The 13676-nt window shown below is 39.6% G+C and carries 13 protein-coding genes and 1 pseudogene; 13 read left to right on the top strand and 1 reads right to left on the bottom strand.

The genetic code is table 11. The annotated features are described in order from the left end of the window. Window positions 1-73: 73 nt before the first annotated feature. The 9 genes and pseudogenes from ACU1JV_RS04765 to ACU1JV_RS04725 all read left to right on the top strand — a co-directional run bounded on the left by ACU1JV_RS04765 (window position 74) and on the right by ACU1JV_RS04725 (window position 8570). Window positions 74-1114 carry an ABC transporter substrate-binding protein gene (locus ACU1JV_RS04765; RefSeq protein ID WP_058829970.1) on the top strand — a complete coding sequence of 347 codons (1041 nt, stop codon included), beginning with the start codon at window positions 74-76 and terminating at the stop codon, window positions 1112-1114. 1 nt (window position 1115) lies between these two features. Beyond that, on the top strand, window positions 1116-1892 hold the full coding sequence (locus tag ACU1JV_RS04760) for a (2Fe-2S)-binding protein (protein ID WP_058829969.1): 777 nt from the start codon (window positions 1116-1118) through the stop codon (window positions 1890-1892). 109 nt (window positions 1893-2001) lie between these two features. Further along, a complete protein-coding gene (locus ACU1JV_RS04755; RefSeq protein WP_165081971.1) occupies window positions 2002-3723 on the top strand; it encodes a helix-turn-helix domain-containing protein in 1722 nt (573 codons plus the stop codon). Window positions 3724-4495: 772 nt separating this feature from the next. After that, the gene (locus ACU1JV_RS04750) at window positions 4496-4846 is read left to right on the top strand and encodes a hypothetical protein (RefSeq protein ID WP_165081973.1); all 351 of its coding nucleotides are present in this window, start codon (window positions 4496-4498) and stop codon (window positions 4844-4846) included. Window positions 4847-5067: 221 nt separating this feature from the next. Next, window positions 5068-5436 (top strand): hypothetical protein, encoded by a 369-nt coding sequence (locus ACU1JV_RS04745; protein WP_165081975.1) that lies wholly within the window; start codon window positions 5068-5070, stop codon window positions 5434-5436. 247 nt (window positions 5437-5683) lie between these two features. After that, on the top strand, window positions 5684-5944 hold the full coding sequence (locus ACU1JV_RS04740) for a hypothetical protein (protein WP_064962032.1): 261 nt from the start codon (window positions 5684-5686) through the stop codon (window positions 5942-5944). A gap of 163 nt (window positions 5945-6107) precedes the next feature. After that, on the top strand, window positions 6108-7163 hold the full coding sequence (locus ACU1JV_RS04735) for an ankyrin repeat domain-containing protein (protein ID WP_165081977.1): 1056 nt from the start codon (window positions 6108-6110) through the stop codon (window positions 7161-7163). Window positions 7164-7554: 391 nt separating this feature from the next. Beyond that, a pseudogene (locus tag ACU1JV_RS04730) lies at window positions 7555-8000 on the top strand (GNAT family N-acetyltransferase). Window positions 8001-8114: 114 nt separating this feature from the next. Beyond that, entirely contained in the window at window positions 8115-8570 is a 456-nt protein-coding gene (locus tag ACU1JV_RS04725) for an NUDIX hydrolase (protein ID WP_058830142.1), read from the top strand. A gap of 242 nt (window positions 8571-8812) precedes the next feature. Here the strand turns inward: ACU1JV_RS04725 and ACU1JV_RS04720 are convergent, their stop codons facing one another. Beyond that, complete coding sequence (locus tag ACU1JV_RS04720; RefSeq protein ID WP_413986738.1) at window positions 8813-9562, bottom strand: SDR family oxidoreductase; 750 nt, start codon at window positions 9560-9562, stop codon at window positions 8813-8815. A 239-nt stretch (window positions 9563-9801) separates the two neighbouring features. Between ACU1JV_RS04720 and ACU1JV_RS04715 the strand changes: the two genes are divergently transcribed. The 4 genes from ACU1JV_RS04715 to ACU1JV_RS04700 all read left to right on the top strand — a co-directional run bounded on the left by ACU1JV_RS04715 (window position 9802) and on the right by ACU1JV_RS04700 (window position 13187). Continuing rightward, window positions 9802-10371, top strand: a complete 570-nt coding sequence (locus ACU1JV_RS04715) for a TetR/AcrR family transcriptional regulator (RefSeq protein ID WP_058829963.1) — start codon at window positions 9802-9804, stop codon at window positions 10369-10371. Window positions 10372-10895: 524 nt separating this feature from the next. Beyond that, complete coding sequence (locus ACU1JV_RS04710) at window positions 10896-11345, top strand: GNAT family N-acetyltransferase (RefSeq protein WP_413986737.1); 450 nt, start codon at window positions 10896-10898, stop codon at window positions 11343-11345. Between the two features lie 88 nt (window positions 11346-11433). Continuing rightward, window positions 11434-11847: a GNAT family N-acetyltransferase gene (locus ACU1JV_RS04705; RefSeq protein ID WP_058829961.1), complete on the top strand. Its 414-nt coding sequence runs from the start codon at window positions 11434-11436 to the stop codon at window positions 11845-11847. Window positions 11848-12656: 809 nt separating this feature from the next. After that, on the top strand, window positions 12657-13187 hold the full coding sequence (locus tag ACU1JV_RS04700) for a hypothetical protein (protein WP_058829959.1): 531 nt from the start codon (window positions 12657-12659) through the stop codon (window positions 13185-13187). Window positions 13188-13676 lie beyond the last annotated feature (489 nt).

The raw sequence follows: 13676 nt of genomic DNA, 5'->3' as shown, positions 1-13676 counted from the left end.
GATGTGGAGATATATTATACTCGCCTTATATTTCGATAATGAAAATCATTATCATACATAAGGAGGATTCACCATGAATAAAGGAACAAAGAGGCAAGCTGCCAGAAGCATGGCACACGCTGACCATAAATCACGATTTTTAATGGGCTGGATGCTGGCCCTTGTTCTTGTACTGACGGCTTGCGGTGCCGGAGCAGGTACAAATGGCGGCAATGAGTCTGCTACAACTCCAACGGACACGCCTTCGAATGAAGCGCCTCAGACTGCCGGAGCCTTCCCGGTTACGATCTTGCATAAGAAGGGTGAGTATACGCTTAACGAGAAGCCCAAAAAAATTGCTGTGCTTGATGTCAAATTTCTGGATCAATTGCTAGCCATTGGCGAGCAACCGGCAGGCAGTGTTATCGCTGAAGGCAATACCACATTTCCAGAATATTTAGGCGATAAGCCGGGTGACGTACAGGTTTTAGGTACACGGGACAAGCCCAATCTGGAAGCGATTGTAGCATTGGACCCGGATCTTATTTTAATGACTGATTTTCAAGAGAAAGAGTATGAGCGTGTAAGCAAAATAGCACCCACAATCGTACTTGACTTCTACGAGGATTGGCGAGATACGTTAGCTACGGTGGCTGCGATCACAGGTAAGCAGGCAGAGGCAGAAACTGTGCGTAAGGCTTATGAGGACAAAATTGCAGGACTGAAGGAGAAGCTGTCGGAGAAGTTGGGAGAGGAAACGGTAGCACTTATTCGACCGAGAAAAGAAGGCATTCGTGTTCATGGTCTTGAGCATCGTACAGGCGGGATTCTGTATGAGGATTTGGGCTTAAAAATGCCTGCATTAGTCCAGAAGATCAAAGATGATACCTCCGTTGAAATCTCGATGGAGAAAGTTCCTGAGATTGGAGCAGATCATTATTTTGTTCTGTCTGATGAGTTGTTTGCGGCAGAGGCAGAGGCTTTGGATAGCAGCTCAGTATGGAAATCCCTTGATGCAGTCAAAAATAACCGTGCATATGATGTTAATTCTACACTTTGGATCGCTTATTATGGCCCACTTGCAATTAATATTATTGTAGATCAGGCATCGGAAGCACTGTTGGGATCGAATTAAAATGGACCATTATCTATCGACTGACTTATGGCAGCAAACGGCGGATGAACACTCGATTCGGCTTGGTGAGCCGTCTGAAGATAATGTCCGTATTATTGCTTTGAGTCAACTACATGAAGAAGCTGCATGCCGAGAGTATTTAAGCTGGCTTCAAGAGTATATTGGTGCGCCTGACATGAGGGTAGCCGCTTCGATGTTAGCTAAGCGAATCGGCTACCTGTGGATTGCTCCGTTACTGACCGCGATGAGCGTTCATCATCAGTATGTTTCTTTTCGGCTAGACAACAGCTTTCTCTATCATCCGACGCTCACAGCTAATGAGGGGGAGACGCGTTTTCCTTTTCTGGCTATAAACGGGCTTCGGGCAGAAGCACTAACGGGAGACAGGGAAGTATGGCGGGAAAAGGTGGTAAAGGAGATGTTTGCGTTACACCTTGCACCGCTGTTAAAGACGCTTGCTGCGATTGCTCCTCTTTCGATGAGTATCCTTTGGGAGAATATCATGATACGCATTGTCCCATTATATACTCCTGAAGTAGACAATGCTGAGCAAGAAAGTCAGCACATCCAGGCAGATTTTTCATATCTGACGCAAGGAGCGCCCGGGCATTTGTTCGGTGTAAAAAGAAATCCGTTCACTCGGTTCACAAAAAATAAGGACAGCATTCCAGCCGTGAAAAGCAAGCGTACCACCTGTTGTTTTTATTACCAGATGTCAGGGGAATATTGCAGAAAATGTCCGAAAATTGACAATGAGAATAAATCTCAATTAAAATGACAACAGCAACAATTTTACTTTTGCTAACAGGCCTGGTTGTAGTTAATTGGTTAAGCCCAGTCATGCGAGTCACTCTAGCAAAGGATGCTATTGTCAGGAGATGAGAGAAATGCCGCTACAAGAACAGACAAGTCTATGGAGTGATACAACGATCAAGATGCTTGACGAGTATAGCGGTACTTTGCAGACAGGCAGTGTTCTTCGCGAAACGGAATTAACTTCTAATGTGTTGTTGCTGGCATACGGAGGGGAAGGGGAGCTTGCAATGAATGGTGAGGTTTGCCACATTGGAGCTTCTTTTGTTGGTCATGTTGTTAAGGGGACATCCTTAACGCTGACGGCTAGATCAGACGACATTTATTATATCGTGATCATGTACAAGGCTTCTTCCATGGAGGGAGCCTCTCTTGTTTTGCCCTCATATCGCAAACACCCGTTGCGCACTTCATTTGTGCAAAATTCGGTAACCCAAGCAGAATGGATTGAGAATGCAGAGAAAATCGTTGCCAAATGGCGTCGTGGCGAAGGGATGGAACGTTTTCATGCCAATGCGTTGCTTCAGGGTATGATCTACGAACTGATCATGGATTACGAACGTGGTCATGGAGGAGAAGCGTCTGACATGGTGGATGTTGTCGCTTCATATATAGCGTCGCATTATCGCCAGAATCTGAAGCTTAAAGAGCTGGCAGCCCTTGCTGGATGCAGCTTAAGACAGCTGCAGCGACGATTCAAACAAGAGAAGCAGCTCGGACTGATTGAGTATGTCATTCAGTTGCGCATGGAGAGTGCATCGCGGATGCTGCGTCATACGGATGCTCCCATCGGTGAAATTGCTGACAGAATGGGCTATCGCGACATGTATTATTTCAGTAGGGCGTTTAAGAAATATTATGGCGTCCCTCCGCTGCGTTATAGGCTTGATGCCGCTTCGAAAACAGATATAGACTATGCCCATTCCTTGCAGCGGAACCACACAGCTTCTTCATATGAGTCGGCTCAAGGCTCGGTGATATGCCATATGCGAGGGGAATACTATGTTATCGGATCTCCGAAGCGTATCGCTGTACTCGATGTGCAATATGCCGATCATTTGCTTGCGCTGGGGCTCTCTCCAGCAGGTAGTGTAGGACTAGGAAGTGCAGTGTTACATTTCCCTCAAATGATCAGGGCAGGACTTCAGAATACCGAATTACTCGGAACATATGAGTATCCCGACCTGCTTGCATTGGAACGACTGTCTCCAGATCTGATTATTTGCACCGAGGTGCATGATCAGCACTATGAACAGTTAAGCCGGATCGCTCCAGTTCTCATGTTTAAGCGCAATGAAAACTGGCAGACCATTCTGAAGCTGTTCGGTGAACTGACAGACAAACGAGAAGAGGCAAAGCGTATTATAGCGGATTATCACCGACGAACCACATTGCTGTCCGAAGAACTTGCTCCCGTACTGGCAGGCAAGAGCGTGGCACTGATCCGTCCGCTGGATTCTCTGGTTCGCGTGCATTCTGCCTCTCATCGTACAGGGGCTGTACTGTACCGTGATCTAGGTCTGCCTGTTCCGTTATTTGTGGCAGATACCTCCGACACGGCCTATCACATCTCAGTTGACAGACTACCGGCTGTACATGCCAGCCATTACTTCTTGCTTAGCCATGAACTCATGCAGGAGGAAATATCGGCGACAGAGCAACGTGTCTGGGGAATGCTTGATACCGTTGAGCGCCAGCACATACACGCGGTCGATGCCGCGACATGGATCGGCTGTTATGGACCCACTGGCATCAATGGCATTGTGGATCAGATCGCTCAGGCTTTGTTGGCTTGATGGGGGAAGAAGTTGCTACTTGTGCGCATAGAGATTTTAACAGGAACTAAAGACAGTTCATCTTTGCCTTATGTCATAGAGGGAAAGTTGAACTGTTTTTTTGCCAATCCATCAGATAACATCATATCCACGCATCGGAGCCTGGCGGTTCCTCGGTCCGGCAAAGAGGATTGCCAGGGAGCGGGGGCAGGCGGACACATACGCACGACGGCCGCTCATTTCGTTCGCATAAGTCAGAGGAACATCGTGAACACAGAAACGTTATATGCTAGAAATGATGGACAACAAATAGAATAAAAGAAAAATGTAAGAAAATAGATGGGAACACTCGGTTCTCAGAAGTAAACACAGGTAAAATATGGATACAATTGACTCTTGGGTGGGTATGGTTTTCCTTCGAAAAGTGAGACCATGGATGTAAAAGATGCGGTGACTCTAATGTACTATTTTGAACATCTATTCTTGCACTTTTAACATGCATCAATAACAACAAGAGAAAGTAAAAAACCACCTAAAGGTTAAGAGCCGAAGGTGGGTTTTTATTACCTGAGACTTAGAAGGGAATAAACCCTCCAAGCCAATTGTAATGACCAGATGTTGACCGTAATTGGTCTTTCTTTAAGTGTGCTAACAGATGAAAAAAGATGAATTAAAGAAAAAATTAGATAAGTGAAGTGAAAAGCCAGTTAGTAAGCAAACTCATATGCGAAATACTATGCAACAATTTTAAAAATCTATTAAAACAAAGAAAAGAAAATGAGGGATATGCCCAATGACATTACAGGACCTATTTAATGAAAAACCAACTCAATTGTGGAACAAAAGAATGGTTGAATACGGAGATGACCTTTTTACGGAAGAGAGATTATTAATGTCTGATAAAGTCCTGAATAACTATCTAAACCAATTAATATTATTACAAGAAACTAAACATCCTGAAAGTATTATGAAGGCTGTAGAAGAAATTGTAATTTCTTTTAATGAATTGAATGAATCGAACGATTATTTTATTGAAACGATGGAACGTGAAGAATTGGCTGAATTTATAGACAAGGTAGCAAGACTAGCTGGATTAGAAATTGAGGAAGATCAGGATATTACAGAAGAATGGAGAGAATGGTGATGGTGAATTAAACAGGATTTCTAAGTAGATTCAATGAATTCATGGTACCTTTGTATAACATCACATCCAAGCATCGTCGCATACGCCCTCGGCCCGGCAGAAGTTGAGAAGCCATGAAGTAGAATCAGCCGAACATATCCGGCATACGCCGGACGTCTTGAATTCAGAAACGTTACGTGAAATCAGCTAGGTATAAAAGATTATATTTAGGAGCAAGTACTATGGAGCGAATTTACAAGCATATCAAGGAATACACAGATCAGGAAATAAAAGATATTTTAACTCGTCAAGAAGTAGAAGAACTTCTATATTTACCACTTTCAGTTGGAATGTATCATCACAATTGGAAGTTTGCTCAAGATATATGTCTTAAATCAGCACAACATGCTAATCCAAATGTAAGAGCGAATTCTGTATTGGGATTAGCACATATAGCAAGAACTAAAAAACAGTTAGATAAAAGACTAGTAAAACCAATCATTTTGAAAGAATTAAAAAATAATATAGAACATAAAGGAATAATATTAGATGCTATAAGTGATATAAATTTATTCATGAAGTGGGAACTAGCAAGGAAGCATAATTATTAGTTGGCTCGAAGAAGAACTGACCTCATATAACATCGCATCTACGCTGCGGGCGTTGCCCTTGATTCACTAGAAGTGGAAAGCAGAGAAGCCGGGATCAACTCACAACCCTGCGAAGCTAAGTCCGTTGGAACCGGCACTTTGCGCCTTAAGCCTCTCGGATTCGTAGATACAAGAACGTTATGTGAAAGGGAAGCAAAAATCAGTTTTTAAAACAGCTAAAAAAATCCAAAAGAGGGGGGATAGTACAATGAAGTTTAGCTATAAGAATTTCTCCTGTGACACTGAGATTTATTACAAAGATAAGGACATAATAGTTAGATTTTTCGATAGCTCCAAAGAACAAGAAGAAGATGACATAATTGACCCTGGGTATGGCTATCTTTGTTTGAAATATAAAGGAGATGCAGCACTCTTAAGTGGATTTCTAGATGAAGATGTTTTCTCATCAGATGACTATATAGATGCAGCAATTAGTTTTATTGAAGTCTTAAGTAATTCCGTCGTATAACATAATATTCAAGCACGACTCCTTCGGAGCCTTGGTCTGCGAGATGGATTTCAGAGCGCAATTTTTATTAATACTACAGAAATTAAAAAAAGATGGTAAAATGTGGAGTTTATATGGTGATGAAGAAAATTTATAAACTCTGACATAAGGAGAGAAAATACATATGGGTAAGAAGAAAAAAAACCTACCGAAAAATTTTGATGAACTAATTAATGTAGGTGACATATCAGCACTAAAAGAGGTATTTACCCGATGCGAATTGGATGCCCGTGGCGGTTCTAGTAAATCAACAGCCTTGTGCTTTTACCAAGTACCGAATGAATTGGTTCGCTGGCTCGTGGAACAGGGTGCTGATATAAATGCTAGAGACAATTACGGAAAAACGCCTTTGCACAAACATGCAATGAGTTGGTGTGGTAATACTGAGTTGCTGCTTGATTTGGGTGCAGATGTAGAAGCCGTTGATTATCAAAACGAGACTCCTTTATTTGCCGCTACAGGTTCATTTAAACCAAAGGTGGTTTACACGTTGGTTACTAAAGGCGCAAATATCAGCGCAAAAAATAAGATGGGACAGACTCCATTAGAGAAAGCTTTGGCATTGTGCAAAAACGCGGATATTGTCAATACGGCGGAAGTTGCCGATATTTTGCTTAACGCTGGAACAACTGTAACGCCGGAAATGAAAGATTCTATTAAGCGAATCGGAAATAACTTTGAATTTCACAGAGAAGGCTTTAATAAAGAATATTTGAATCAAACCGATGAGGCACTTTTACGTCTATATGAGCTATTTGATGTTCCCCCAGTAGAGAAGCGAAAGACGCACGACGGCGTCTCTTCAATAATAGTATCAACAAAAGGATGGCAGGCGCAACATAATGAACTCTGGAGTTTACTAATTCCTTCAAAGGGACATGCGAAAACCGTACAAGGTGAGGTTATCCGTATTACTGGTAAAGTGTCATACGAAATTTTAGATAATGGTGGTATTAACTGGGATAACCAATATCGTAAAATGCTCAATAGTTTGATACATTACTTTAGCTTGGGTACACCATTAAATCCCGCTTCACTTAAGGAAGCAGTAACATTAGTTAAAGAACTTCATAACGGAATTGGTAGTGATGAACCTGCGAGACTGTGTGAACTGGCAGTGCATTGGGTACTCAGCAATCCGAATCCTATTACTTTGGAAGAGCCTGAATATAAGCGATAATATAGTTCGAATTATCACCGTATATAATAAGCTTTTTTACGCAAATACATTCCCTTTTTCTAAGCACTTTCTAACTAAGAAAGAGGGATATTATTTTAATTCAATACAATAAGAAATGTCAAGAACCAAGTAAATAAAGTAATTAATGAAGTGCGTTGTAGAGTAACTCGAAGAAGGCAATCATTATCTGATAACAATATGTTCACGCTTCGAGGCTTATGCCCCTTGGTCTGCTGGAGGCATTTCGAAGAAATCGTATCAGGCTGACAACTCCTGCACCACTTAGCTGCATCGCAGCCAGTCGCTCTTCTCCTTTAAGGTGGTGAGGATTCGTGAATACAAGATCGTTAGACGAAACCCGTGCAAGAAAAAAATAATGGAGGTATGTTTGGTGCTGACATTAGAAAAAGCTAGAAAAAATGATGCACAAAAACTTGCTGAAATACAAAAGGTCAGTTTTGAGGATGAATCAAAGCATTTTAATAATAATGAAACCGTTGGGCCAATAGAATATGACTTAAGTTGGCAAGAAGACATGATGCAAAATTGCGAATATTTCAAGGTACTCTTTAATGGAGAAATAATAGGGGGGCTATGATATTTGTAGAATGTAATCAAGTGCATAATCTAGAAAGGATCTTTATTGATCCCAACTTTAAAAATCAAGGAATCGGAACAAAGGTGATGGAGAAAATTGAAAGTAAATTTCCAGGCAGCACTGAATGGTGGCTGGATACTCCTAGCTGGAGTATGAAGAATCATCACTTCTATTCAAAGTGTGGGTTTACTAAGGTTAGAGAAGAAGGTGACTTATATATTTTTAAAAAGACTCTATAAACTTATTTTTGTGACTTAATCAGAGATTCACAATTATCATATAACGTTAAATTCAAGCAGTGGCTCCTAACGGAGCCTTGGTCTGTTGGAGGATCTCAAAGGGGCGTGAAGATATTGAATTACATAAAAGAATTAAGAGAGTTAGTAGGTACCCGACCTATAATTATGGCAGGAGCATGTGTGATACTCATAGATGATGAGGGACGATTACTATTGCAACAAAGAACTGATAATGGTCTATGGGGATTACCAGGAGGTTCAATGGAGCCTGGCGAGAGTATGAAGGAGGTTGCAAGCCGGGAACTTTTTGAAGAGGTAGGCTTAGAAGCTGAAGAGTTAGAATTACTTGATATATTTTCAGGCCCGGAACTCTACTATCGATATCCTCATGGAGATGAAGTATATAACGTAGTTGCAGCTTATATATGTAAAGAATACAGTGGAATAATTAGAGGCGATGGAAATGAAGTACAAGATGTACAATTTTTTGATTTAAACAAGATACCCAATCAAATAAGTCCTCCTGACCTACCGATAATAACAAGATTTTTAAATGAAGTAAGATCATGAAAATATTTTTTTAGTAAATCGAGGATGTCCCCGACATCACCTAACAAAGGGCTGCTTGAACTTCGGGAATACCCAACGTTATGTGAAATCAACAAAATTATTTAAGAGGTAAACATGGGTGTGACTGCTTGGCGTTTTCTCTTATTCCACATGCAAGTTGCAGTAAAATGAACATGAAGTAGACGGAGATGAGTGTTTACTTCATGTTCGCCTAAATTTTTGCAAATTGAATTACAGATGGATCAATGGATCTTTGGAGGTTCAGAATTCATCGTATCGTTAAGCTGGGTCACAAAAACACCTTCTTTCGGACCAGGGTTATTTCGAAACATTTTCGCTTCTTCCACCAGAACTTCGTCTGTATCCGTGCCAAGTATCTTTATTGTTGCATCAATGAATGAATCAAGTGGCATCGCACGCGGTTCATCGTTGTTGCTTTGAACCCATGGGGGCACAATTTCTATTACTTTTACCGATGTGTCTTTAAGCATGTACCTTTGGGACAGCGTATAGGTGTGAAGTGCTGCCTTCGTCGCGGAGTATACAGCAGTTGTCGCTAACGGTACAAATCCAAGTATTGAAGTCGTGTTGATGACAACCGCTTCTTCTTTGGCCTTCAAATGCTCGATGAATGCAGAAGTCAACCGAATGGGACCTAGCAAGTTTGTAGTGACAGTCGAAATCAAAACATCCTCATCGATCATGCCCGCCGCGTCATCGGACTGTATGATGCCGGCGTTGTTAATCAAGACATTAACATCCGGGTATTCTTCGATTAACTGCTTGGCGGTCGCCTTTATGCTGGCAGGATCTTGTACATTCAATTCCACTGCGGACATGCCGGGATTCGCTTTAATCGTCTCCTCCAGACGCTCTTTACGTCGACCGGAGATAATAACTTTATTTCCAAGATTGTGGAGAGCTTCTGCTAACGCACGTCCAATTCCCGAACCGCCGCCTGTAATAAAAATCGTGTTTCTTGTAAGTTTCAATTTTTAAACCTCCTAATTCAATATGATTTAAATAATTCAAAAAATTGTAAAACAATAGATTTCATGATTACAGCTCCTCTAGAATTGAACATATGTTGAATCATCAACATAAATTTTATAAAGTGAATGTATCAGAGCGGTATGTGGGGTTCAATGGTTAAAACAAGCGTGGTTGTTGATTTTTCAACAGAGGACTTCGAAATGTTCATTTTTTCGGATGGTACAAAGGGGAGAAGGATATGGACAGGCGTATTCAAAAATCGAGGCAAGCCATTATTGATGCTTTTATGAGACTGATGTCAGAAAAGGAATTCGAGAGAATTACGATCAATCAAATTGCGGAGGAAGCGAATGTCAATCGCGGAACGGTTTATTTGCATTTCGCTGATAAGTACGATCTGCGCGATCAATGCATGGAAGCTCAAATTAAAGAGTTACTACGCAATTGTATGTCTGAAGATAACTTCTTTCATCTCCCTTCCAAAACCGCACTACTGCGTACGTTTGAATATTTGGAGCAGCATGCTTCATTCTACTCTATAATGCTGACGAACAAGGGAAGTACGGTTTTTCGAAACCAAATAGAGACAATGTTTCGGCAAAGTCTGAGCGAGCATCTGGATTCGATCAACCTCGATCAGGAAATGAACAGGGACATTATGGTGCAATTTTTAATTTCAGCGGCAGTGGGGGTATTGGAATGGTGGATTACCCGTTCGATGCCGTATCCAGCATCGGTCATGGTTGAACAATTTTGGAAATTGCTGAATTGTGGTGTCGAGGGAAACGAACCAACATCGTCCATTTGAGTCTCTAAATTTGAGGCTTTTTTGAGGCTGGCACCCATAATGAAGAGAATTCAAGTTGCATCTCTAATGGAGCCTAGGTCTGCGAGTTGGGTTTCGAAGAGGGATTTCAGCAGACAGACCCTTTGGGTTCATGAATACAGAAACGCTATCAGAAATTCTTGAATTACTAAAAACATAATAATTAGATCTCAAAAGTACTAAAAACTATAGTATAAAGAACGTGAAAGATCTGAGGTCATTTTATGAATATACTCTTTGCCAATTATGGGATTAATATAATTCGAAGAGATGCATATGAACTAATAATCAAACTACAAAATGAAAAAAGACCATATAAGAAATTTCGCTAATAAAAAAATTGCAGATTGATTTTGAATGCATAGTGAAGAAGTTCGGTAACTTCTGATAACATAATATTCAAGCATAAGAATCCTCACGAAGCCTTGACCTGCTGGGATGGAGTTCGAGGAGGCGTTTCAACAGACAACCCTGGAAAAAATAAAAAGACAATGGAGGTATGTTGGGTGCTGACATTAGAAAAAGCTAGAAAAAATGATGCACAAAAACTTGCTGAAATACAAAAGGCCAGTTTTGAGGATGAGTCAAAGCATTTTAATAATAATGAAACCGTTGGGCCAATAGGATATGACTCCATAAGTTGGCAAGAAGAGATGATGCAAAATTGCGAATATTTCAAGATACTCTTTAATGGAGAAATAATCGGGGGAGCTATAATATTTGTAGAGTGTAATCAAGTGCATAATTTAGGAAGAATCTTTATTGATCCAAATTTTAAAAATCAAGGAATCGGAACGAAGGTGATGGAGAAAATTGAAAGTGAATTTCCAGATAGCACTGAATGGTGGCTGGATACTCCTAGCTGGAGTGTGAAGAATCATCACTTTTATTCAAAGTGTGGGTTTACTAAGGTTGGAGAAGAAGGTGACTTATACATTTTTAAAAAGACTTTATAAACTTATGTACTGTACAACGTTATGAGACATCAATGCTAAGTGTTACCAAGAAGATATTTAATGAAAAGCGTGAAAGGGAGGATTTACAATGAAGATTGATTTTGCAATTGAATCAGATTGCGAGTATATCTCGTTAAGAGACAAGCACATACATAAAACACTGATAAGACCAAAAATAAAAGAAAATGAAATCCTAATAATCAGAGAATCCAATCAAGAAATAGGTTGGATGAGATACGGTTTTTTTTGGGACAACACACCATTTATGAATATGATATGGATAGATGAGGAGTACAGAGGAACAGGTATTGGTAAAAAAGTTGTCCAGTATTGGGAAGAATTAATGAAACAAAAAGGATTTGAAATGGTTATGACCTCAACACAGTCGAATGAAGGAGCTCAACATTTTTATAGGAAGCTTGGGTATAAAGATGCTGGATGCTTAATGCTTGAGAACGAACCTCTGGAAATAATATTGACAAAGGAGTTGAACAAGAATTGACGTTGAGGAAATCAATGTAAAAAGCATTTTAAGAAGAGAGTGCTAATATGTGGTGTATTTCTTCCAATATAGAACTAAAAAAGGAATTGACTTTAGACTACAGAGATTTTTTTTAATAGAGTAATCCAGAATAGACGAGACCAAATAATATTAAACAAGGATTGAAGAATATATTAAATAAGAACTATAGGTATCACATAACATCGTTTTTCTGAAAGTGAAAGTCAGATGGACAATCCTGCGAGGCTAAGAACCGAAGCTAGCCAGTCGCTACGCTTCTTTAAGCTTCTCGAGTTCAGGAACACAAGAACCCTATTAGACATAATTGCCGATAAAGTAATGTTGAGGTGAATGATGAAAGCATTTCGAAAAAAAGCAATCCCAATCATTGTTAGACATTATCAATTCATTTGCATTGTTGACGAGAAACCTTATGAGGTATTGTTTAGAGCTTATTCAAGGAAGTATAAAACTTCTTTTATTGAAATTTTGTTCGACTGGAAAGAATGTTATTACACTAACTTATATAGACCTTTAATAAAATCCATATTAATTGAATATTGTATAAAGCTTGGTTGGATATATGATAAACCGAAGCAAATTCTAAGAATAAAGGACAGTAGAAAAATTGTTCAAGAACTATCATTAAGGGATTATGATTACAAATAAATGTTGGCATTTTCATGCGAAGCAATTTTGTCTACGATTAAGAGAATTGCTTATAAATAGTTGATTGAGAATTTTAAACAGCTCTAAGGCGAGGATCATAAAGGGCTGATTTTGTAAGTTGAAAAGTGTTGGAGGATAGTATGGCGAACACCATTTCATTACCAAAACAATTAAATGATGTAGTTGAGCCCATAGGTATGTCAAATGGATTAACATCAGTCTTTATTGAAGTTCTAGCTATTAGTGGATCACTACTAGCTAAAACGAATCGAGAAAAAGAATTAATTATTTGGCTAGCACAAAGGGACCAGTCTGTAGTTGGAATAGGAACAGTTGGTTTTGATATTGATGAAATGCCTTGGACTATAGACTCTTTTGAAAGTGAGAAAGATTTTATACTAGATACTATTTCAAACGCAGCAGATGGCTTAGGGTGGGAGAAATTAAGCTATAAACCACGGCAAGATTGGGTTGTTAATTGTTTGAATCAATTTGGCTTAATGATTAATGCATTCAATAAAGAAGATGTTGACATAAATAATTATACAGAATGGTCAGAGATTGAAGAGGGGGATGATAACCCTACAATTCCAAGAGGGTATCCTAAATGCGAAAAACATGATATCTATTTAAATTGTCATGGATGTATACTTTGCAATAATGGAAGCTGAATTAAGGACTGTAGGTATTTCATGAAGATGGTAACAATCATATAACATAATATTCATGCTTCGGGTCATGCAGAGCTCTTGGTTTGCCAGAGAGATTTTAAAGAAGCCAGAGCAGACAGCGACCCCTGAGGGGGACATGAATACAGAAATGTTAGGTGAAATATGGTGGTCATACAACAAGTTCAGGGAGAAACCATGAAAATATCCTTAAATAAAGTAGATGAAAATAGACTTGATGTGCTGTCAGTAGATATGGAAATTGACATAAGAAAAGAATACAAAAATATAACAAGACATTCTGGGCGAATGGTCCATGTTATTAATTGGAGGATAGCTTTATATATAAACGGAATGCAATTGCATCACTTGAGAATGCAGCATCCAATAAAGTTATTCAAAAAAGTAATTTTAAGTTTGTAGGAGAGATAGAAATAGATGCTGAAAGATATAATCATTATAGAATTCATAAAAAATAGAATTCAGAAAAAA

This window comes from Paenibacillus sp. T2-29 (assembly GCF_052921365.1).
This window is presented reverse-complemented; position numbering and strand designations above follow the sequence as displayed.

Bases quoted from the DNA above. Each gene is read 5' to 3' on its own strand.
- ACU1JV_RS04765 (WP_058829970.1), top strand. From the start codon at position 74: ATGAATAAAGGAACAAAGAGGCAAGCTGCCAGAAGCATGGCACACGCT.
- ACU1JV_RS04755 (WP_165081971.1), top strand. From the start codon at position 2,002: ATGCCGCTACAAGAACAGACAAGTCTATGGAGTGATACAACGATCAAG.
- ACU1JV_RS04750 (WP_165081973.1), top strand. From the start codon at position 4,496: ATGACATTACAGGACCTATTTAATGAAAAACCAACTCAATTGTGGAAC.
- ACU1JV_RS04745 (WP_165081975.1), top strand. From the start codon at position 5,068: ATGGAGCGAATTTACAAGCATATCAAGGAATACACAGATCAGGAAATA.
- ACU1JV_RS04760 (WP_058829969.1), top strand. From the start codon at position 1,116: ATGGACCATTATCTATCGACTGACTTATGGCAGCAAACGGCGGATGAA.
- ACU1JV_RS04700 (WP_058829959.1), top strand. From the start codon at position 12,657: ATGGCGAACACCATTTCATTACCAAAACAATTAAATGATGTAGTTGAG.
- ACU1JV_RS04740 (WP_064962032.1), top strand. From the start codon at position 5,684: ATGAAGTTTAGCTATAAGAATTTCTCCTGTGACACTGAGATTTATTAC.
- ACU1JV_RS04705 (WP_058829961.1), top strand. From the start codon at position 11,434: ATGAAGATTGATTTTGCAATTGAATCAGATTGCGAGTATATCTCGTTA.
- ACU1JV_RS04715 (WP_058829963.1), top strand. From the start codon at position 9,802: ATGGACAGGCGTATTCAAAAATCGAGGCAAGCCATTATTGATGCTTTT.
- ACU1JV_RS04735 (WP_165081977.1), top strand. From the start codon at position 6,108: ATGGGTAAGAAGAAAAAAAACCTACCGAAAAATTTTGATGAACTAATT.